Source organism: Exiguobacterium sp. s21 (assembly GCF_018617975.1).
GTDB classification, from domain to species: Bacteria; Bacillota; Bacilli; order Exiguobacteriales; family Exiguobacteriaceae; genus Exiguobacterium; species Exiguobacterium mexicanum_A.
Window position 1 is genome coordinate 168,067 of the sequence record NZ_JACSLF010000005.1, and the last position, 21,792, is coordinate 189,858.

Sequence of the window (21,792 nt, forward strand, 5' to 3'; positions counted from 1 at the left end):
GCTACCTCTTATCTCTAGTGTATACGAAACAAGTTTGCTTGTGGTTTCAGAATACGCAAAAAAAGACAGAAACTTTTGGTTTGACCCAAAAGCTCCTGTCTCTTTCATTAATTCGTCAATTGTTGTTTGACAATGCGGTTCACAAGACCACCGTCTGCCTTGCCTTTAACTTGAGGCATGACGACGCCCATCACCTTACCCATATCTGACGGGCCTGTGGCATTCGTTTGAGCAATAGCTGCTTTCACGATCGCCGTGACTTCATCTTCAGAAAGTTGATCAGGCATATAGGCCTCTAGTACGACAATCTCGTCAGCTACTTTAGATGCAAGGTCTTCACGACCAGCGCTTTCGAATTCTCGGAGGGAGTCTCTGCGCTGTTTCATCTCTCGGTTGAGCACCGTGAGTTCCTCTTCCTCAGTAAGATCTTGTCGACCAAATTTGATGGCCTCATTTTGGAGCGACGCTTTGACCATTCGGATCGTCGTGAGACGATCTTTCTGTTTTGCGCGCATGGCTTGCTTCATGTCGTCCGTCAAGCGTTCTTGAAGACTCATGAGCTAACACCCTCTCTACAAATGAAACTGAAATTAGAATTTCTTACGCTTACGCGCAGCTTCTGATTTCAATTTGCGTTTTACGCTTGGCTTTTCGTAGTGACGACGTTTGCGAACTTCGGCAAGAGTGCCATCTTTCGAAACACCGCGTTTGAAACGACGAAGAGCGTCTTCAAGCGATTCGTTTTTACGGACACGAGTTTCCACTAGTTTTCCCTCCCTCCGAATTACACGACTAAGGAAACGTGTTTCACACGTCATAACATATTATAGTGAAAGTAAGTCGTGCGGTCAACCACTAGTTATTAATAGTCGTTATCTGAACGTCCGCCTGTGACGATGGCGATTCCAGCTGATGCACCGATGCGCGTCGCGCCGGCATCGATCATCGCTTGTGCGCCTTCGAAATCACGTACGCCGCCTGAAGCTTTGACGCCGAGATCTGGTCCGACCGTCTCACGCATGAGGCGGATATCTTCTACCGTCGCGCCGCCTGTTGAGAAGCCAGTCGACGTTTTCACGAAGTCTGCACCTGCTTTGACTGAAAGTTCAGCCGCTTTTTTGATTTCTTCTTTTGTAAGGAGGCACGTCTCAAAGATGACTTTGACGAGCGTCCCGTTTGCCGCTTCGACGACAGCGCGGATGTCGCGTTCGACGAGATCGAAGTCGCCGTCTTTCATGGCGCCGATGTTGATGACCATGTCAATTTCATCTGCACCGTTGGCAATCGCGTCTTTTGTTTCGAACGCTTTCACTTCTGGCGTGTTGGCTCCGAGTGGGAAACCGATGACCGTACATACTTTGACGTCGTCATCTGATTTGAGTTGTTCCGCCGCGTACTTCACCCATGTCGGGTTGACACAGACGCTTGCGAATTTGTATTCGAGCGCCTCGGCACAAAGTTTCGTGACTTGATCTTTCGTTGTTTCTGCCTTCAAGGCTGTGTGGTCGATATAACGTGCTAATTCCATCGTAAAATTCCTCCTCTGATGTATCGGTCTGACATATAGGTCTGACATCTAACATATTATCATGTTTTCTTGAAATGTAACAGCTTTCAATTCAGACGAGTTGACGACGTTTTCGTGTCTGAATCCAGCTGTTCCAACTAAAGAAGAAAATCGCAATCCAGATGCACGTGAACGCAAAAATGTGATAACCCGTGAACGGCTCATTATAGAGGATGACCCCGATCGCGAGACTGAGCGTCGGTGCGATGAATTGAAGAAACCCGACAAGCGTGAACGGGATGTGTTGCGCCCCGTACCCGAACAAAAGAAGCGGCAACGCCGTCATCACGCCTGTCCCGATCAAGGCGACCCAAATGACCGGTTCGGTCGTCATCGTCAATCCGCCCTGTGACGTCTGCCAACCTAAGAAAATGATAGCGACCGGCACGACCGCGAGCGTCTCAATCCCGAGACTGACCGTCGAGGCAAGCGGTCGGCGTTTCTTCACCATGCCGTAAAATCCGAACGTACTGGCCAGAATGAAGGCGATCCACGGGAACGACCCATACCCGAACGTCAAAACGAGCACACCGATCGCCGCCACCGTCACCGCGAGCCATTGGACTCGGTTTAATGATTCCCGAAAAACAAGCACACCTAACACCATGCTGACGAGCGGATTGATGTAATAGCCAAGTGACGCCTCTATGATATAGCCGTGATTGACCGCCCATATGTACACGAACCAGTTGGCGCTGACGATGAAGCCGTTCAACATGAAGGCGTTCCGCGTCGCCCGGTGCCGGAGCGCGTAGTTGAACTCGGTCCACTGCTTCGTCCATTTCAAGACGAGTAAGATGAAGAGAAACGACCAGACGATTCGATGGGCCAAGATTTGTCCGCTCGGTATCTCCTGTAAAAACTTCCAATAAATCGGTAGGACGCCCCACATGACGTAGGCTCCGACCGTCGGCATGACGCCTTTGTTCACTCCGTTCACCCGCTCTCGTAATCAATTATCGTCAGTGTAGTCGATGCGATTAGGACATTCAAGCGAATTCTTTCGCCATGCCCACGACAAAAGAGGTGCGCTCGCAAGCGCACCTCGCATCACTATGAATGTTAGTTCGGAATCGTCGCAACGGTCGCGAGCGCCTGCTCCAAATCTTCAATCAAATCTTGTACATCTTCAAGACCGACGGAGATGCGGACGAGTCCGTCCGTAATTCCGAGCTCAAGACGACGTTCTGCCGGGATTGACGCATGGGTCATTCGAGCTGGGACACTAATCAAGCTCTCCACCGCACCGAGACTTTCGGCGAGCGTGAAGTACTTCGTCTTCGCGACGACGAGTTCGGCCGCCTCTGCTGAACCGACATCAAAGGCGATCATTCCGCCGAAACCGCGCGCCTGCGACAAGTGGACCCGCTTCGCTTCTTCGCTGCCGACACTCGGATGCAGGACACGGCTGACGGCTTCGTGCTTCGTCAAGTAGTCGACGAGCGCGAGCGCATTTGACTCGATCTCTTCCATACGGACCGCGAGCGTCTTGATCCCACGGACGACAAGGAAACTGTCTTGTGGTCCAAGGACCGCGCCGACAGAGTTTTGAAGGAACGCCAAACGCTCCCCAAGCTCTTCCGTGCGCGCGACGACGAGACCGGCAACGACGTCGCTATGGCCACCCAAATATTTCGTGGCGCTATGAAGCACATAATCGGCCCCGAATTCAATCGGATTTTGGAAGTACGGGGTCATGAACGTGTTGTCGACGACGAACAGGACGTTCGCCTCGTCAGCGATGGCGCGAATCAGGCGCATGTCGGTCACGTTCAACAGCGGGTTCGTCGGTGTCTCAACGTAAATCATTTTTGTGTTCGGTTGGAGCGCTTCACGGACCGCTTGCTCATCGGCCGTATCGACAAAAGATGCCTCCAAGCCAAGTGATTGAAATACTCGATTGAATACACGGTACGTTCCTCCATATACATCAGAACCGACGATGACGTGGTCCCCTGATTTCATTAACATCAAGATCGTTGAGATGGCTGCCATTCCAGAGCCGAACGCAAATCCGCGAGCACCGCCCTCGATATCGGCAATCAGTGTTTCGAGTGCCGTCCGCGTCGGGTTGGCCGTCCGCGAATATTCATACCCTTCCCGGAGATTACCGATTCCGTCTTGCTTGTACGTGCTCGTCTGATAAATCGGTGGCGTGACGGCTCCCGTTAACGGATCCGTCGTTTTACCGCCATGAATGAGTGCTGTTTTTGTACGCATATTCTGCCTCCTTGACTATTCCTTGACTTAAATACCGTTCGACGCTGTCCGGTAAAATCGTGACGATGACACCTTCCGTCATCTTCGCCGCTTCTTGAACACATGCCGCGATGGCCGCTCCGGATGAACTTCCGACGAGCAAGCCTTCTTGTTTAGCGAGATGAGCGACATAATAAAACGCCTCTTCGTCCGTAATCGTGTAAATCCCGTCGACGAGGTCGTGCGGCAAGAACGCCGGCCACGCCTCGACCCCAATTCCTTCTGTCTTATGGGGGCCAGGAGCTCCCCCGTTCAAAATCGACCCTTCCGGCTCGACGACGATCGCCTTCGTCCCGTTCGGCCGCAACTTGCTCGCGACACCGGTAAACGTCCCCCCTGAGCCGGCTCCGGCGATGAACACATCGATGTTCGGAAGGTCGGCCTGAAGCTCGAGCGCGAGCGTGTCGACGTACGCGTCCGGATTATCCGGGTTCGAGAACTGTTCCGGCACATAGGCGTCATGTTCGATGGCGAGCTCTTTCGCCCGCGCGATGGCGCCTTTCATCCCAAGTTCGGTCGGCGTGTTGACGACGGTCGCCCCGAGAAGCGTCATGAGCGCCTGCTTCTCTTGACTGAACTTCTCCGGGGTGACGGTCATCAACTTGATGCCGTGTCGTTGACAGGCGAGCGCGAGCCCGATTCCGGTGTTCCCGGCCGTCGGTTCGACGACCGTTCCCCCGCGTTCAAGTTGTCCACGTTCAAGCGCCCGTTCAATCAATTGCAGACCGAGCCGGTCCTTGACGCTACCGCCCGGATTCATCATCTCGAGCTTGCCGTATACTTTGACGCCCGCAGGTACCGGCAACGTCCGTAACTCAAGCAGAGGCGTCTCACCAATCAATTCATAGACGCTTTGGACAATCATTTACGCTTCGTCCTTGAAGATGATGTGCCACTCGTCACGCTTGGCAAGCATATCGGCCGCGAGCTTCTTCGCGCCTTCGAAATCGTGATGGTTCGCGCTCCCGCATTGAATTGGGTTTTGTGCCGGCAACTCCGTCGCATTTGCTGCGTCGCGGAGTGTCGCTTCGACGAGGTCGAGCATCGCTTCGTAATCCCCATCGTTCAACATCGTCCAATAGAAGCCTGTCTGGCAACCCATCGGCGAGACGTCGATGATTTGATTCGAATGGCTACGGCTGTTCTCGGCAATCAAGTGCTCGAGCGAATGGACGGCGCGCATCGGCATAAGCCCTTCGTTCGGTTGAATGAAGCGAATGTCATATTTATAAATCGTATCGGCCGTCCCTTTCTTTACTCCAGCCAAACGGACGTAAGGCGCTTGTACTTTTGTATGGTCTAAATTAAAGCTTTCAACTTTATAACTTTTCATGATTGAGTTCCTCCTGATTGTTTCGTGGCCACGACGAGCCAGACGAATTTATTTTTTTGCGTGAGCGTAACCGTATAGCCGTTTGCTTCGAGCATCGCTTGAATCGTCTGGGTATATGGATAAAACTCTCGATTCAAATCCTCGAGTAAATCGGTATAGCCGTTCGCTTCGGCCCAGTCCAAGATGTCCCGTTTCGCTGTTTGCGAGGCGAACATCGTATCGAGCAAGACGAAGCGCGGGGCGTCGAGGTGTTCGACGTAACTTCGAATCGCCGTCCGTTTCTCGTCATCCGTCAAATGATGGAACGCATAGGATGACACGATTGTATCGACCTGTTGATCCGTCGGATAGTTGAGAAAGTCACCGTCGACGATATCGAGCTGTGACTTCTCAGCCGCGACGGCCCGCATCTCTGGCGACGGTTCGACCGAAATCAATTCGTGGCGCTCCAAGATTTTTGCACTCAAGTTCCCTGTCCCGCTTCCGAACTCCATCACTCGGCCTTCTAACTGGTCGACGACCTCGCCGAGCATCGTCTCGTACCCGGCGAACACTTCACGATACTGTTCGTCATGTCCGGTCACGGTCGCGTCATATTCTGACGCCCATTCCTTAAAAATGTCCATGAATTGTAATCCCATGTTGTCACCCCATCACCTTTATTCCGACTATATCGATAAGTTTTATATGATTTATCTACTACAGACTGTATCAACTTTAGATTAAAATCTCAAGCGAATTGCCCATATTGTTTGAGAGAGATGAATTATTTATTGTTAATCCGATGAAAGAGTCATGAAATGAGAAAAGACCTATCCACATTTTAATGTGGATAGGTCCAAAGTAATTGTCAGAATCTTTTAATTTGTTCAAATTCATTACCCTATCGTTTAAAAAATAGGAAGAATTTTGGTTTGAAATCCGCTATCATTTTCCACAAATGGATTTATTTTTTCAAAAAACGATTGGAGGATACTAAATTGCCACAACCGAAATTTTATTTGAACGTCTCCCTCGCGACTTGCCTCGCGTTGACCCCTGGCCTACTCGGCCTCGGCGCAGAACCTGTCCTAGCCAAACCATCCGTCAAACAAAGCGTGAGCTCGACCGACAAACATGAGAAATTGCGCGTCGTCGTCGAACTTGTCGGTGCCCCAGCAATCGAACAAGCAAAGAAAAAGGGTAAAAAGTTTAACGAGTTGACGAAAACGGAGAAAGACGGCGCTCAAAAGCTCGTCAAAGCCGAACAAAAGAAAGCGAAAGCTGCCATCTCGAAAAAAGGCGTCAAGGCCGTGACGCTCGAAGAGTTCACGACCGTCTTCAACGGGTTCAGTACGATGCTCACAGCGACAGATGTCAAAAAAGTCGAGGCGTTGCCTGAAGTCGCAAGCGTCCACGTCGTCAACGAGTACGAACGTCCAGAAGTCAAACCGGACATGGTCACGAGCAACGGCATGGTCCAATCGCAACAGACGTGGGGCGACTATGGCTTCACGGGCGAAGGCACGATCGTCGCCGTCATCGATACAGGCGTCGACGCCGACCATCGCGACTTCCGTCTTACGGATGATTCGAAGGCTGAGTTATCGCAAACCGAAGTCGAGACGGCCGTCAGCACGTTCGGCATGCCAGGAGCCTACATAAACGAGAAAGTCCCTTATGCCTATAACTATTATGATGAGAACGATGACATCCGTGACGATTCGCCTGGCGCCTCGATGCACGGCATGCACGTCTCCGGTACCGTCGCCGCTAACGGTGATGAAGCCGCGGGTGGATTGAAAGGTGTCGCTCCTGAGGCACAAGTGCTCGGGCTCAAAGTATTCAGTAACGACCCGAACTATGCTTCGACATACGGCGATATTTACATTAAAGCCATCGATGACGCCATCAAACTTGGGGCGGACGTCATCAACATGAGTCTCGGATCAACGGCCGGATTCGTCGACGCCGACTCACCAGAACAACAAGCCGTCCAACGTGCCGTCGACAACGGTGTCTTCATGTCCATTTCAGCAGGGAACTCGGCCTACTTCGGGAACGGTTATGACCTTCCATACGCCAACAACCCGGACACGGGCGTCGTCGGTGCCCCGAGTGTCAGCTCGGCATCAACATCGGTCGCATCGCTTGAGAACGATCAAATCCAATTGGACGCGTTCTCCATCAAGTCAGGCGACAACACCGATAAAATCGGTTGGAAAAAACAAGACGGTCCCGCCTTCACGCAAGGCAATTACGACCTCGTTTACGTCGGCGACGGGCAACCGAGCCAGTACGTCGGAAAAGATGTCAAAGGGAAAATCGTCCTCGCCGTCCGTGACGGCAGTTACTTCTATTCGAACATTCAGCAGACGGCCGAAGCGAACGGCGCGGCCGGTGTCATCGTCCGCGGTGCTGTCGGTCACGGCGACTACGTGAGCATGGCCTTGTCAAACCCGCAAGTCCCGATGGCCTCGCTCAGCATCAAGGACGGAAACGCCTTGCAACAACGTCTCCTTGCGGGCGAGCAGATGACAATCGGCTTTGCCGGCGATCGACTCAGCGTCGTCAACGGTGCGGCCGGTCAGCTCTCGAACTTCACATCATGGGGCATGACGCCAAACCTTGACTTCAAACCAGAGATCTCGGCACCAGGCGGACAGATCTTCTCGACGTTGAACGATAACCAGTACGGCTTGATGAGCGGTACATCGATGGCTGCACCACACGTTGCCGGTGGAGCCGCCCTCGTCCTCGAACGCGTTGACCGCGACTTCAACTTGACAGGCACGGCACGTGTCACGATGGCGAAGAACTTGCTTATCAACACGTCAAAAGCTGTCACGGATATCGGACCGCTCAACAAACAGTTGCAACAAAACCTCCCTTACACGCCGCGTCGTGGTGGAGCTGGTCTCATGCAATTGCATGCTGCCGTTTCGACACCAGCGATCGCGTACGAAAAGAAAACGAAAGAAGCAAAAGTCGCGCTCAAGGAATTGAACCGCAGCAAAGCCACGTTCACACTCGTCGTCGAGAACTTGTCGGATAAGGCCGTGTCGTATAACGTGTCTTCGTCACTCCAGACCGACCTCGCCATCGAGCAGACGGCAGGACTCGTTCAGAACGCGATGGAAGCACAAGCACTCGAGAATGCAAAAGTAACGGTGAATGGCAAAAAAGTTCGCACGGTCAAAGTGAAACCAAATCAAAAAGTTGAATTGAAAATCGCGCTCGACGTCTCGAAAGCGAAAGTGCTCAATCCGAAAACGCTCGACGGCCTCGTACCGGCGAAAGACGTCTTCGAGAACGGTTACTTCGTCGATGGATTCGTCCGCTTGACGGACGTCAACGGTCCTGAGGGCAACCCGTCACTCGTCGTACCGTTCGTCGGTTTCGAAGGAGACTGGGGCAAGGCACCGATCTTCGATGCCTCCATCTATGAAGACGGCTCGTTCTATGAAGTATCAGGCATGGTCGACCAGACAGGAAACTATCTCGGATCGAACCTCGACAAGTCTGTCGATGCCGACGCAATCGCCTTCTCCCCAGACAAAGATGGCTCAAAGGATGTCGCTGTACCGGTGTTCTCGTTGCTCCGTAACGCCAAGGATGTCAAGTACCGCATCGTCGACGAGTCAGGGAACGTCGTCCGGACGCTGTTCCAAGACGAAGAACTTCGTAAGAACTACTTTGACGGTGGTGCCAACACGCCTTACTACTACTCGGCCGCTTACACGTGGGATGGTCAGTTGAACGGCAAGCCAGCCCCTGCCGGCAAGTACTTCTACGAAATCGAAGGAAGCATCGACTACATGAAGAAACAAGCCCAGACGCTTCGCTTCCCGGTCAAAGTCGATTACACGGACCCGACGTTCACGACGAAATGGCAAGGGGACAGCTTGGCGGTCCAAGCGAAAGATGAGTTCTCAGGCATCCATTCGGTCGAATATTTCTTGAACGGGAAATCCGTCGCCAAACAGGCTGACGACAAAGCGGCATACACGTTCGCAGGCGTCAGTGACGCTGATCAAGTCAGCGTTCGCGTCGTCGATCACGCCGGCAACAGCACGACGAAGACGGTCGCCTACTCGACAGACGCCGATAAGCCGGGAGTGTTCGTGAACGCCCCGCTCGCATTGACGCCATACGCGACATCGGACATCCCGGTATCTGGAACGATTCAAGATGCATCTGCGATCCAATCGTTCCAAGTTGACGGCGTTGACGTGCCACTCACATGGGATGATGCGAAGAAAGAACACGTCTTCAACACGACCCGCAGTTTCGTGGACGGCGTCCATAAATTACGTTTCGTCGCCGAAGACGCGGCCGGCAACGTGACCAACTTCCAACGTGCGATTTTCGTGGACACGACACCAGCCGTCATCGAAATCGGGAAACTGCCGAAGAAAATCGGTAAAAAACAATCGACGGTCAACGTCGACGTGACCGTGAAAGACAACTTTGATGAAGTGAAGCTTCTCGTCAACGGTGACTTGAAATTCAGCCAGACGCTGAAGGCTCCGTATGAGATGCGTTCGTTCACTAAAACCGAGCGAATCGCGTTACCTGTGACATCAGGTGAGAACACGTTCACGTTCGAGGCGACTGACCTCGCCGGAAACGTGACGACGAAGACGATCACACTCGTCAAAAAATAAGTGGAAGGGTTCGCCTCTTGGATGCGAGCCCTTTATCTTTCCACAAAAGATGGCTCTCGCATATGCGAGAGCCATTTTTGTGGTGTATCAATTCAATTCAAGGGCGTAGGAAATAGCTGAGAGCGCATAGAGCGGAGCCGTTTCCGAACGCAATATACGCGGACCGAACGCACAAGGTACGGCACCCGCCTCGATCCAACCGGCCACTTCCGCTTCATCGAAGCCGCCTTCTGGACCAACGAGAAGCAGGAGCTTCGAGCCCGGTCGAGCGGATGTCAACACCGTCGCAAACGCGGAACCCTCTCCGTGTTTGGCCACCTCTTCGTACGCGAGAACGACCGCATCATATGCATTGAAACGAGCCGTTAGCTCTTTTGGGGTGAGATAAGCACATGTCGGGACGACGGCGCGGTACGACTGTTCGGCCGCCTCCTGCATGATTTTTTGGAGCCGTTCCAGCTTTTTCGGCACCTTCTTGGCGTCCCATTTGGCGACCGAGCGCTTCGACTCGAACACCAACAGATGATGCATACCGAGCTCGGTCCCTTTTTGGGCAACGAGTTCGACTTTATCCCCTTTCGGGAGCGCGTAGGCGAGCGTCACGTCAACCGGCAGTTCGGTCGTCGCTTCCCGCTTCTCGACGACGCGTGCCGTACCGGACTTCTTATCGAGCGTCACCACTTCGGCCACGTATTCAAATCCGGTCCCGTCCAAGAGCACGAGTTGATACCCAGGACCTCCCCGAAGCACTGTGCCGATGTGATGCACGACGTCGGCCGGCAATTCGACGAGATCGCTTCCAAACGCTTCACGTTGTAAAAAGTATCGTTGCATGGCTTACCCTTTCTTCGCGATGATGGCGACCCAATCTTCCATGACACGCGTCTCTTCAATCGTGAATCCGGCCGCTTCGAGCGCAGCTGTCACTTCGGCCCGCTTCTGACCGATGATTCCAGACGTGATGAAGTAACCGCCTGATTTGACGCGCGCATAAGCATCATCGATGAAGAGCATGATGACGTCGGCCAAAATGTTGGCGACGACGAGATCGTACTCGCCCGTCATCCCTTTCAGCAGATCTCCCGTCTTCACGTCGACGACGTCTTGGGCATCATTCGTCTCGACGTTTTGACGCGCCGATTCGACGGCGACCGCATCCAAATCAAGCGCCTCGACACGTTCGGCGCCAAGCTTCGCCGCGGCGATGGCGAGTACACCGGATCCGGTTCCGACATCGATTAAGCGGTCACCCGGCTCAATATAATTCTCGATTGCTTGAATACACAGCATCGTCGTCGGATGTGTCCCGGTGCCAAACGCCATGCCCGGGTCAAGCAAGATGACGTTCTCTTCAGGTTGCGGCTCATAATCTTCCCAGAGCGGGACGATCGTGAGATGTTGCGAGATTTTGACGGGCTTGTAGTATTGCTTCCACGAATGGGCCCAGTCCTCTTCGTCCATCTCGACGACCGTCACTTCGCCGGTGCCGATGTCGAGCATATGACGCAACCCGTCCACTTCTTTTTTGAACGCGGCGAGGGTGTCTTGGAAATCACCCGACGCCGGGACGTACGCTTTCACGTAGACGCCGGACGTCGGATACGATTCGCGTCCGGAAACGTCCCAAATCTCTCCGAAATGGTCTTCGGCCATCATCTGGTCGTAGTCCTCGACGTCCTCGATGACGACCCCTTGTGCCCCCACTTCATGTAATAAGTTCGATACGGCTTCGACTGCCTGCTGTGTCGTGTGGACACAAATTTCAGACCATTTCATCGTTTCACACGCTCCTTTTACTGGCTAAAAAACTTCTTCATTTTTTGGAACAGGCCGTGCTGTTCTTCGACGCCTGCTTCCCCGCTAATCTCTTCGAACTCACGAAGCAGTTCTTTTTGACGGTCGGTCATGTTCGTCGGCGTCATGACGACAATATTGACGTACTGGTCGCCGTTGCCGCCGCCGCGGACGCTCGGCATCCCTTTGCCGCGCAAGCGGAATTTCGACCCGGTCTGCGTTCCGGCTGGTACTTTCAGGCTCACCTTGCCGTGGACGGTTGGCACTTCGAGCTCGGCACCGAGTGCTGCTTGTGCGTATGTGACCGGCATCTCCATCGTGATGTGTTGGTCGACCCGTTCAAAGATCTCGTGGGCCCGGACGCGGACAACGATATATAGGTCACCGGCTGGTCCGCCGTTATAACCTGGGCCGCCTTTACCGGAGAGACGGATTTGTTGGCCGTTGTCAATCCCGGCTGGAATCTTGACTTCGACTTGCTTCTGTTTCTTGACGTGGCCAGAACCATGGCACGTTTCACATTTTTCTTTAATCGTCTTCCCGCTGCCGTGACATTGGCTACACGTCCGCTGGTTGACCATCCGCCCGAGAATCGTGTTCTGTTCAACCGTCTCGACGCCGCTACCGCCACAACGGCCACACGTCTCTGGTTTCGTCCCTGGTTTGGCACCGCTGCCCATGCACGTGTCACATTCCACTTCGATCTCGAGGTCGATTGTTTCCGTCTTACCGGTTACGCTCTCCATGAAATCGAGATCGACGACGTATTGATAATCTTCGCCGCGACGTGGAGCGTTCGGATCTTGACGACGTCCGCCGCCACCGAAGAACATGTCAAAGATGTCACCGAAGCCACCTTGGAAGTCGCCACCGCCACCGAATTGGCTGGCCCCTTCAAAACCGAAGCGGTCATACTGGGCCCGTTTCTGCTCGTCTGACAGCACTTCATACGCTTCTCCGAGCTCTTTAAATTTATCGGCCGCATCCGGCTCTTGGTTGATGTCTGGGTGATATTGTCGTGCGAGCTTACGATACGCCCGCTTGATGTCTTGTGCCGAGGCCGATTTATCCAGGCCAAGCACTTCATAATAATCTCGTTTCGCCACGTTACTCTCTCCTCTACACTGTCTAAACTAAGATTCTACCGAATCTACCTTAACATGGAAAGAGCCAAAGCAGAAACCTGCTTTGGCGCTCTCCTATCTATCGGTTGCCTTATTTACGATCGTCGAGGTCTTCAAACTCCGCGTCGACGACGTTGTCGTCTTTCGCTTCCGTCTGTGTCTCGGCACCTTCAGCACCTTGCTCTTCAGCCATGTTCGCATATACTTTTTGCGTCAATTCTTGAACGACGTTTGACAATTCGTCTTTCGCCGTACGGATTGCTTCGAGGTCTGTGCCTTCGAGTGCTGACTTGGCTTTTTCTTTCGCCGCTTCAGCACGTTCTTTGTCAGCCACATCGACTTTGTCGCCAAGGTCTTTGATCGCTTTGTCTGTCGCGAAGACGAGTTGGTCCGTTTCGTTGCGGAGTTCGGCTTCTTCTTTACGCTGTTTGTCCGCTTCTGCGTTCGCTTCCGCTTCTTTTACCATGCGCTCGATTTCAGCCTCATCGATACCTGAAGATGATTGGATCGTGATCGACTGCTCTTTGTTCGTACCGAGGTCTTTCGCCGATACGTGAACGATTCCGTTCGCATCGATGTCGAATTTGACTTCGATTTGCGGCACACCGCGTGGTGCCGGCGGGATGTCCGTCAATTGGAAGCGGCCGAGCGTCTTGTTATCCGGCGCCATCGGGCGTTCCCCTTGGAGGACGTGGATGTCTACGGCCGGCTGGTTGTCAGCTGCCGTCGAGAAGACTTGTGATTTCGAAGTCGGGATCGTCGTGTTACGGTCAATCAACTTCGTCATCACGCCACCCATCGTCTCGATACCGAGCGAGAGCGGAGTCACGTCGAGAAGGACGACGTCTTTGACGTCACCAGCGAGGACACCACCTTGGATGGCTGCACCGAGAGCAACAACTTCATCCGGGTTGACACCTTTGAACGGCTCTTTCTTCGTGAAATCATGAATTGCTTTTTGGACCGCTGGGATACGTGTCGAACCACCGACGAGGATGATCTTGTCGAGGTCAGATGGTGTGAGCCCAGAGTCTTTCAAGGCACGGCGTGTCGGTTCCATCGTGCGCTCGACGAGGTCGGCTGTCAACTCATCGAATTTCGCACGCGTGAGCGTCGTTTCAAGGTGAAGCGGACCAGCAGCTCCGGCCGTGATGAACGGAAGGCTGATGTGTGCGCTTGTCACGCCTGAAAGGTCTTTCTTCGCTTTTTCAGCTGCGTCTTTTAGACGTTGGAGCGCCATCTTGTCTTGTGCGAGGTCGATGCCATTCTCTTTTTTGAATTCAGCTACGAGGTAGTCGATGACTTTTTGGTCAAAGTCGTCACCACCGAGACGGTTGTCCCCTGCAGTAGCCACAACTTCGAAGACACCATCGCCAAGTTCGAGGATCGACACGTCGAACGTACCGCCACCGAGGTCATAAATCAAGATTGTGTGGTCTTCACCTTTGTCGAGTCCGTAAGCGAGTGCTGCTGCCGTCGGCTCGTTGATGATCCGCTTGACATCAAGTCCAGCGATTTTCCCTGCGTCTTTCGTCGCTTGACGCTCGGCATCGTTGAAGTAGGCAGGAACAGTGATGACCGCTTCTGTTACTGACTCACCGAGGTAGTCTTCTGCATCTTTTTTCAATTTTTGTAAGATAATCGCCGAAATTTCTTGCGGCGTGAACTTCTTGCCATCGACTTCTACTGTATGAGCCGTACCCATGTGACGTTTGATCGACTGGATCGTGTTCGGGTTTGTGATCGCTTGACGTTTCGCGACTTCTCCGACTTGACGCTCTTCCCCTTTGAAGGCGACGACAGATGGTGTCGTACGGTTCCCTTCCGCGTTCGAGATGACGACTGCTTCGCCACCTTCCATCACTGCTACACATGAGTTCGTTGTACCTAAGTCAATTCCGATAATTTTACCCATTGTCTATTCCTCCATCTAATTAAGTAATGTTATTCTGAGACTTTTACCATGCTCGGACGAATGACGCGCCCGTGCATCGTGTATCCTTTTTGAAGCTCCATCGTCACGATCCCTGATTCGAACTCATCGCTCGGCTCTTGCATGACCGCTTGATGATAGTTCGGGTCAAACGGTTGTCCGACCGCTTCGATCGCTTCGACGTTCTCACCGTTCAAGACGTCGAGCAACTGGCGGTGAATCATGTCGACACCGGCTTGAATCTGCTTGGCGTCGTCCGAATTCGCTTCAACTTGGAGCGCACGCTCAAAGTTGTCGATGAGCGGAATCAATTTCTCGACGACCGTCTGCGATGCGAATTTGACGCGTTTCGCGTTCTCTTCGTTCGTCCGGCGTCGGAAGTTGTCAAAATCCGCACGGATGCGGAGCTCGCTCGCCTTGAGCGCGTCGATTTCTTTTTGTAAATCCGTCCCCTCAGAAGTTTCTTCCACAAACTCAACATTTGAAACCTCTTCAGCTTCGACTGCTTCCGTCTGTTTCGGATCAAAATCTTTTTCTTCGAGCACTTCTTCTGGCTCTGGCCCATTCTGTTTGTCAGTTGTCATAATGAGGCTCCTTTCCATCACTCTTCTAATTTCGTTCGCCTGAGCGCCTCGATGATTTGTCCCATCATCTGAACCCCGTGTCGATAATCCATCCGGGTCGGTCCGATCATCGCGATCGTCCCGAACGTCTGACCGTCGAGCGTATAGTCGGACGTGATGACGCTACAATTTTGAAGCGCGACGATGCCATTCTCGCTTCCAATGCTCACATAAATCTCGCGGTTTGGCAACGATTCGAGCCAGTCGGTCAACCGCTCCTGCTCGTCGATCCATTCAAGGAACGGACGCAACGTATCAAGCGTCTGGAACTCAGGTTGGTTGAAGATGTTCTTCTTCCCGCCTAAGTAGAGCGAAGCAGGATGTTGGACGCCGACGGTCGATTGAATGAGTTGCATCATGAACTCGAATTGTTCCTGATGCGCGAGTCGAAGCTTGGACACTTCTTCTCCGATCCGGAACTTCAGCTGACCGAGTGGAGTTCCTTTCAGACGATCGTTCAAGAAGCGGATCGTCTGTTCGACCAGGTCCGGCGCCATCGGAGAGTCGAATACGACCGTCCGATGTTCGACGTGGCCTTGGTCGGTCACGATCAAGACGACGCCACGCCTTTCGTCGAGCGGCATCAAATCGATTCGGGCCAGCCGATTCATCTGGCTGTTCGGACCGAGCGCCACCGTCGTATAATTGGTCAGGTCAGAGAGTAGGTCGGCGGCTTGACGGATGAGCACTTCCGACTCTTGGGCCGAGGCACGTAGCCGTTCGCCAAGGCGATACGTCTCCCGCTCGTCGATGATTTTCGTCTCGACGAGATGGTCGACATAATACCGATAGCCGACTTCGGACGGGATGCGTCCGGCCGACGTATGCGGCTTTTCAATCAGACCCATATCTTCTAAATCAGCCATGTCGTTCCGAATCGTCGCCGAACTGAATGACAAGTCATCCCGCTTCGATAACGTCCGCGAACCGACTGGTTGGGCCGTTTGAATATAATCATCAATGATGGCTCGTAAAATGAGCAATTGTCTCTCTGTCAGCACAACGTCACTCCTCTCTGAAGGATTGGCCTCGCTTTATTAGCACTCATATTTACTGAGTGCTAATTACACTTCAAATATTATCATGTTCTCCATATTTGTCAATTCATTCGCATCATTTTTTCCAGTCCCATAGAGCCTTCCGGTATGCATGTTTCTTCAAGTTTCGGTATGATACGAATTGAGGTGATTAGATGTTTACAACACAACAATTTAACGTATTCACGCAAGACGGACTCGATGCCCGCATGGCAGGCATCCGCTCTGAGATTCAACCGCTGTTCCATCGTATCTATGAAGAGGTCGGTCCCCAACTCGAGGCCGATGTCGGTGTCCCACTTTACTTGCATGTCGCCAAACATGCCCGTCGGACGGTCAATCCACCGAAAGACACGTGGATGGCGATCGGCCATGACAAACGCGGCTATAAGAAGCATCCCCATTTCCAAGTCGGATTATTCGACGACCGGGTCTTCATCTGGCTCGCGTTCATCTATGAGATGCCGAACAAAGAAGCGATCGGCCGTCGACTCATGACGATCGACTTCAAATCAGAGTTCCCGGACTTCCATATCGCCGGGGATCATATGAAAAAAGACGCGTTCTTAGTCGAGGAGTCGTCAGCTGAATCGATCGAGGCGATCACAGAACGGTTCGCGACGGTGAAGAAAGCGGACTTCTTGATCGGTCGTCAACTTCCGGCCGATGCGTCGATTCTGCAAAACGAAGCCGCGTTCCTGGCGCTCGTCGAGGATACGTTCAGCCGGCTCATGCCGATTTACCGCGATCTTGTCTTATAACCAAAACAAGGGCGAACCCAATCCGGGTTCGCCCTTGTTTGTTATGACATCAATGTCTGTTCCGGTGAGTCGCTCATCCGTGCCTCGCCGATGAAGGCAGCGAACGCCTCGTTGGCGAGCGGGAGCCCAGATTCGGTCAAGCGGACGTGTGTGTCCGTCGTCTCGATCAACCGTTTTGCCTCGAGTTCCGACAAGACATGCCCGAATACCGAACGCATCGACACACCATACTTCGACTCGAACGTCGCAAACGACACGCCTTGACGCATCCGGAGTCCGAGGAACAGTTCCTCTTCCATCTTCTCGACCGTCTCGAGCATCGTCGTATTGCGAACCGGCAGCCCTTCCGCCTTGATATAGTGCGGAATCGGCGCGATGTTCGCTCGACGCTCCCCGTTCAAATAACTGTGCGCCCCGGCCCCGAAGCCATAATACTCTTCGTTGCGCCAGTACACTTGGTTATGACGGCTCTCCCGTCCTTTGAGGCTATAGTTCGAGATCTCATACTGTTTCAAGCCTCGACGTTCGAGCGTCTCCATCACTTTCAAGTACATCTCGACTTCGATGTCCTCGCCCGGGAGGCGCAACTTCCCTTTCCGCTCTTGAATCGCGAACACGGTGTGCGGCTCGAGAATCAACGAATAGGAAGACACGTGTTGGATTGGGAGCTTGAACGCCAAATCGAGGTCGCGTTCGATCTGTTCGAGCGTCTGTTCCGGCAAGCCGAACATCAAGTCGATCGAGATGTTATCGAATCGCTTCGCCGCTTCCGTCACGGTCGCGAACACGTCATCGGCCCGGTGTGTCCGTCCGATTCGTTCGAGTCCACCGTCATCGAACGTCTGGACGCCGAAACTGACGCGGTTGACCCCTCCTTGTTTCATCGTATCGAGCTTCTCGGCGCTCACGAAGTTCGGATTTGCCTCGACAGAGTATTCGAGGTCCGGCGACGCGAGCGGGAGCAAGTGACGCGCGACCATGTCCATGAGTCGTTTCATCTGCGCCTCATTGAGGGCGGTCGGTGTCCCGCCGCCGATAAAGATCGTCTCAATCGTATCGGTCGGGTATTGTTCGAGCGAGAGTTTGATTTCCCGTTCAAGTGCATCTAAATAGTCATCAACCGGTTGGTTCTTCAAGAACACCTTGTTGAAATCACAGTAATAACAAATATGTTCACAAAATGGAATGTGAAGATATACGGCTTTAGCCATGGCGGCCACCCCTTTCTTCTCTTCCATTTATAACGCTTTTCACGCCGTAACGCCACTCTGCACGTTCAATCGAACCGATGAATGAACAGACCGCTCTTTAATTTCGGTTCGAACCACGTCGATTTCGGCGGCATTTGACCGCTCTCGTCGGCGACGCGCATCAGCTCTTCCATCGACGTGGCGTGACACGTCAACACGACGACGTCATCACGTTCAGCCAAGTCGGCGAGGCGCGTCGGGGCATCTTTGCCGCCGATGAAATCGATTCGTTTGTCCGTCCGTACGTCTTTGACATGGAAATACGGCTCGAGCACATCGCGTTGCAACGTCGCGACGTCGAGCGCCGTCGTCGTCTGCCGTTTTTTGAGCATGAAATGCTCGCCCCGGTAAGACAAACCGAACGTGCCCCGCTCGTTCGGGACGTGTAAGGCAGGCACCGATTCAATCTCATACGAGAAAGCTAAACCGTCAAGCAACGCTCTGACTTCTTCTGGCGCCACATCGTTCAAAATGCGATGATACGGCAAAATCGTCAGCTCATCGCTCGGGAACAAGACGCCGAGGAAGTGGTCCCGCTCTTGCTTTGATTCCGCTTCATGGATCGGATGACGAGCGACGACAGCTGCGGCTTTGGCCCGGTGATGCCCATCGGCGATATAGATGGCCGGAATGCTGGCCCCGAGCATGATGACGCGTGCTTGATGCTTGGATGGCACGGCATAGCCTTCATGGATGACACCTTCACTGTCCGTGAAGGCAAACAACGCCTCTCCTGTCGTCGCGTCGTCCAAGATGCGACGCAATCCTTCGTCCGGGACGTGACTCATCAAAATCGGGCCGGTGTGCGCTTTCGTCGCCGATACGTGTTCGATCCGTTCACGTTCTTTCACCTCACGTGTGTGCTCGTGGATTTTGATTCTTCCTGCCTCATAATCGGTCACCGAGAACGTGGCGACGAGTCCGGTCTGCACATGTCCGTGGTCGGTGAGCCGGTAGACGTAAAACCCATGTGTCCGCTCGGTCAATTCTGATTCATAGAGCCGTTCGAGCTCATGACGGGCTCTGCGTCCCCAGGCGTCGAGCGGCATGTCCGCCGTGAACAGTTCTGGTTTATCGACCGAAAGAAAAGAATCGGGACGCTGTTCGACGTCTTCACGTGCCTGTTCGACTGTGACGATATCGTACGGGGCGGCAGCGACCGCCTCAGGGTGTTTCGGCATATACGGGGCAAACGGTTTAAATACGACCATGGTCATTCCTCCTTAAAATTCGCGGACGCGCATGACACCCTCGATGTCATATAGGGCATGCACGGATAACGTCTCATGTTTATGGTTGTCGATGTCAATCAACGTATAGGCCACATCGTTGCGGCTCCGGTTGACCATGTTATCGATGTTGATGCCGTTTTCGGCGAGCCGGCTCGCGATTTGACCGACCATGTTCGGGACGTTCAAATGAAGTACCGCCAAACGCCGCTTCCCGACATACGGAAGTTCCGCGTTCGGGAAGTTGGCCGAGTTACGAATGTTACCGGTCTCTAAGTACAGTTTGAGCGTATCGACGGCTTGAATCGCACAGTTCACCTCAGACTCGTGCGTCGACGCCCCGAGATGCGGGAAGGCGACGACTTGTGGATGACCGAGCAGCGCCTGTTTCGGGAAGTCAGTGATGTACGTCGCCACGTTCTCATCGAGCGCCTCGAGCAAATCGGAATCGTTCACGAGCTCACCGCGGGCGAAATTCAAGATGGTGGCGCCCGGTTTCATCTGTTTGAACCACGTCGCGTCGATCATGTGACGCGTGTCATCGGTGAGCGGCATATGAATCGACAGGATATCGACATCGGCGAGCAATTCGCTCAACTGCTTCGCCCGCTTCACTTGTTGCGAGATGTTCCACGCCGCGTCGACCGATAAATGCGGGTCGTAGCCGACGACGTCGATGCCGAGGTGGAGCAAGTCGTTGGCGAGCGACGCACCGATCGCACCGAGACCGATGATCCCGACTCGCTTGCCTCTTAGCTCAGACCCGACAAAGCGCCGCTTCTCGTCTTCCATCGCCTGCTCGAGCGACGCCTGATCGGAAAACGTATGACCGTTGACCCAGTTCGTCCCTTCTAAAATCGGTCGGACCGACAACAGCATGCTGGCGAGCACGAGTTCCTTGACGGCGTTCGCATTCGCGCCCGGTGTATGGAACACGACGACCCCTTGACGAGCCAACCGTTCGAGCGGAATGTTGTTCACACCGGCACCGGCCCGGGCGATGGCCAGCAAATAGGGCGGGATGTCCGCCTGATGGACGTCATGACTCCGAATGACCCAGGCGTCGGCTTGCTCCGCATCATTGACGGCGTACTCGCTCGGTTCGAAGCGTCTTAGCCCGTCTTGGGCGATTTGGTTATACGTTTTTATATGAAACATCTTGTCCCTCCTGTTCAAACTCGTGCATCACGTCAATGAGACGCGTCACACCTTCAAGTGGCATCGCATTATAAAGGCTCGCTCGAAGACCCCCGACCGACCGATGACCCCCGAGCTCGATCAACCCGCGCATCTCCGCAAACTGCCGGAACGCTTCATCCGTCGCGTCATTTCCGCTCGTGAACGGGATATTCGTCAGCGACCGATCCTTGCCGGAGACGAGCGCGTGAAATACCGGTGACGTATCCAAGGCGTCATATAACAGCTTGCTCTTCTTTTCGTTACGGCGTTCCATCTCGTCGATGCCCCCTTCGGTCTCGACCCAAGCGAGAACCCGCTCAGCGACATATAAACTGAACGTCGACGGGGTGTTGAGTAGCGTGTCGACATGCTTGCTGTAAGCCAGATACGACGGCAAATCGCGCTCGGTGACCAAGTCACGACGGATGATGACAATCGTCAATCCGGCCGGACCGATATTTTTTTGGGCACCTGCGTACAAGAGACCATAGCGCTGTACATCGATCGCTTCCGCTAAAATGTTCGACGAGATGTCGGCGACGAGCGGGACGTTCGTATCCGGCAACGTCGTATAGCGCGTCCCTTCGATCGTATTGTTCAACGTCACGTGAAGATAATCCACATCCTGAATATGCTCCGGCCACTCCGGGATTGCGTCGTAGTTGGATGACGCTGAACTACCGACGACGATGACGTCACCGAAGTGTTTTGCGTCATTGATCGCTTTCTTCGACCATGTCCCACTGTCGAGATAGGCGAAGCGACCCGATTCCCGCAGGTTCATCGGCACCATTGAAAATTGAAGCGTCGCCCCACCTTGAAGGAACAGGACGGCGTAATCGTCTGGAATCTGCATCAATCGCCGCAGTCTCGTCTCGAGCTGCTCGACGATCGTCGCGAACGTGTCGGAGCGGTGACTCATCTCGACGATGGACACCCCATGTTTATAGGAAAGAAACTCGGCTTGCACTTCTCGTAAGACAGGTTCTGGCAATACGCCCGGCCCTGCTGAAAAATTATATATCGGCACCGCCACTCCTCCTCTATTTATCTGTAA

20 protein-coding genes are annotated in these 21,792 nt (G+C 53.5%); 2 read left to right on the forward strand and 18 right to left on the reverse strand.

The window, feature by feature from the left end:
- Positions 1–107 precede the first annotated feature (107 nt).
- From KNP06_RS08220 to KNP06_RS08255, 8 genes are all read right to left on the reverse strand, one after another.
- Positions 108–557, reverse strand: a complete 450-nt coding sequence (locus KNP06_RS08220) for a GatB/YqeY domain-containing protein (RefSeq protein WP_214711408.1) — start codon at positions 555–557, stop codon at positions 108–110.
- A 33-nt stretch (positions 558–590) separates the two neighbouring features.
- Positions 591–785 (reverse strand): 30S ribosomal protein S21, encoded by a 195-nt coding sequence (gene rpsU, locus KNP06_RS08225; RefSeq protein ID WP_029334745.1) that lies wholly within the window; start codon positions 783–785, stop codon positions 591–593.
- Positions 786–862: 77 nt separating this feature from the next.
- Entirely contained in the window at positions 863–1,528 is a 666-nt protein-coding gene (gene deoC / locus KNP06_RS08230; RefSeq protein WP_214711407.1) for a deoxyribose-phosphate aldolase, read from the reverse strand.
- Positions 1,529–1,619: 91 nt separating this feature from the next.
- Positions 1,620–2,498 (reverse strand): EamA family transporter RarD, encoded by an 879-nt coding sequence (gene rarD / locus KNP06_RS08235; RefSeq protein WP_233004393.1) that lies wholly within the window; start codon positions 2,496–2,498, stop codon positions 1,620–1,622.
- A 131-nt stretch (positions 2,499–2,629) separates the two neighbouring features.
- Complete coding sequence (locus KNP06_RS08240) at positions 2,630–3,787, reverse strand: bifunctional cystathionine gamma-lyase/homocysteine desulfhydrase (protein ID WP_214711406.1); 1,158 nt, start codon at positions 3,785–3,787, stop codon at positions 2,630–2,632.
- Complete coding sequence (locus KNP06_RS08245; protein ID WP_034778128.1) at positions 3,753–4,691, reverse strand: PLP-dependent cysteine synthase family protein; 939 nt, start codon at positions 4,689–4,691, stop codon at positions 3,753–3,755. Before KNP06_RS08245 ends, KNP06_RS08240 begins: the two co-directional genes overlap by 35 nt.
- Positions 4,692–5,159, reverse strand: a complete 468-nt coding sequence (locus KNP06_RS08250) for an S-ribosylhomocysteine lyase (RefSeq protein WP_021065678.1) — start codon at positions 5,157–5,159, stop codon at positions 4,692–4,694. It lies immediately after the preceding gene.
- Complete coding sequence (locus KNP06_RS08255; RefSeq protein WP_214788451.1) at positions 5,156–5,800, reverse strand: class I SAM-dependent methyltransferase; 645 nt, start codon at positions 5,798–5,800, stop codon at positions 5,156–5,158. The genes KNP06_RS08250 and KNP06_RS08255 overlap by 4 nt, the downstream gene beginning before the upstream one ends.
- Before the next feature lie 339 nt (positions 5,801–6,139).
- On the opposite strand from KNP06_RS08255, the gene KNP06_RS08260 reads away from it, so the two are divergent.
- On the forward strand, positions 6,140–9,805 hold the full coding sequence (locus tag KNP06_RS08260) for a S8 family serine peptidase (RefSeq protein ID WP_214788454.1): 3,666 nt from the start codon (positions 6,140–6,142) through the stop codon (positions 9,803–9,805).
- A gap of 87 nt (positions 9,806–9,892) precedes the next feature.
- On the opposite strand, the gene KNP06_RS08265 is transcribed toward KNP06_RS08260, so the two are convergent.
- The 6 genes from KNP06_RS08265 to hrcA all read right to left on the reverse strand — a co-directional run bounded on the left by KNP06_RS08265 (position 9,893) and on the right by hrcA (position 16,280).
- A complete protein-coding gene (locus KNP06_RS08265) occupies positions 9,893–10,639 on the reverse strand; it encodes a 16S rRNA (uracil(1498)-N(3))-methyltransferase (protein WP_138859218.1) in 747 nt (248 codons plus the stop codon).
- 3 nt (positions 10,640–10,642) lie between these two features.
- Positions 10,643–11,581, reverse strand: coding sequence for a 50S ribosomal protein L11 methyltransferase (prmA, locus tag KNP06_RS08270; RefSeq protein WP_034778137.1), 939 nt, complete (start codon positions 11,579–11,581; stop codon positions 10,643–10,645).
- 17 nt (positions 11,582–11,598) lie between these two features.
- A complete protein-coding gene (gene dnaJ / locus KNP06_RS08275) occupies positions 11,599–12,705 on the reverse strand; it encodes a molecular chaperone DnaJ (RefSeq protein ID WP_034778138.1) in 1,107 nt (368 codons plus the stop codon).
- A 109-nt stretch (positions 12,706–12,814) separates the two neighbouring features.
- Positions 12,815–14,638, reverse strand: coding sequence for a molecular chaperone DnaK (gene dnaK / locus KNP06_RS08280; protein WP_214788457.1), 1,824 nt, complete (start codon positions 14,636–14,638; stop codon positions 12,815–12,817).
- 29 nt (positions 14,639–14,667) lie between these two features.
- Entirely contained in the window at positions 14,668–15,240 is a 573-nt protein-coding gene (grpE, locus tag KNP06_RS08285) for a nucleotide exchange factor GrpE (RefSeq protein WP_214788460.1), read from the reverse strand.
- Between the two features lie 17 nt (positions 15,241–15,257).
- Positions 15,258–16,280 (reverse strand): heat-inducible transcriptional repressor HrcA, encoded by a 1,023-nt coding sequence (gene hrcA, locus KNP06_RS08290; protein WP_034778141.1) that lies wholly within the window; start codon positions 16,278–16,280, stop codon positions 15,258–15,260.
- 191 nt (positions 16,281–16,471) lie between these two features.
- Between hrcA and KNP06_RS08295 the strand changes: the two genes are divergently transcribed.
- Entirely contained in the window at positions 16,472–17,077 is a 606-nt protein-coding gene (locus tag KNP06_RS08295) for a DUF1054 domain-containing protein (RefSeq protein ID WP_034778142.1), read from the forward strand.
- Positions 17,078–17,118: 41 nt separating this feature from the next.
- Here KNP06_RS08295 and hemW read toward each other — a convergent pair whose 3' ends face one another.
- The 4 genes from hemW to serC form a co-directional block, all read right to left on the reverse strand.
- Positions 17,119–18,288 (reverse strand): radical SAM family heme chaperone HemW, encoded by a 1,170-nt coding sequence (gene hemW / locus KNP06_RS08300; RefSeq protein ID WP_214788463.1) that lies wholly within the window; start codon positions 18,286–18,288, stop codon positions 17,119–17,121.
- Positions 18,289–18,353: 65 nt separating this feature from the next.
- A complete protein-coding gene (locus KNP06_RS08305; RefSeq protein WP_214788466.1) occupies positions 18,354–19,538 on the reverse strand; it encodes a DUF1015 domain-containing protein in 1,185 nt (394 codons plus the stop codon).
- Positions 19,539–19,550: 12 nt separating this feature from the next.
- Positions 19,551–20,714, reverse strand: coding sequence for a 3-phosphoglycerate dehydrogenase family protein (locus tag KNP06_RS08310; RefSeq protein ID WP_214712722.1), 1,164 nt, complete (start codon positions 20,712–20,714; stop codon positions 19,551–19,553).
- A complete protein-coding gene (gene serC, locus KNP06_RS08315) occupies positions 20,692–21,765 on the reverse strand; it encodes a 3-phosphoserine/phosphohydroxythreonine transaminase (protein WP_214788469.1) in 1,074 nt (357 codons plus the stop codon). The genes KNP06_RS08310 and serC overlap by 23 nt, the downstream gene beginning before the upstream one ends.
- Positions 21,766–21,792: the final 27 nt, after the last annotated feature.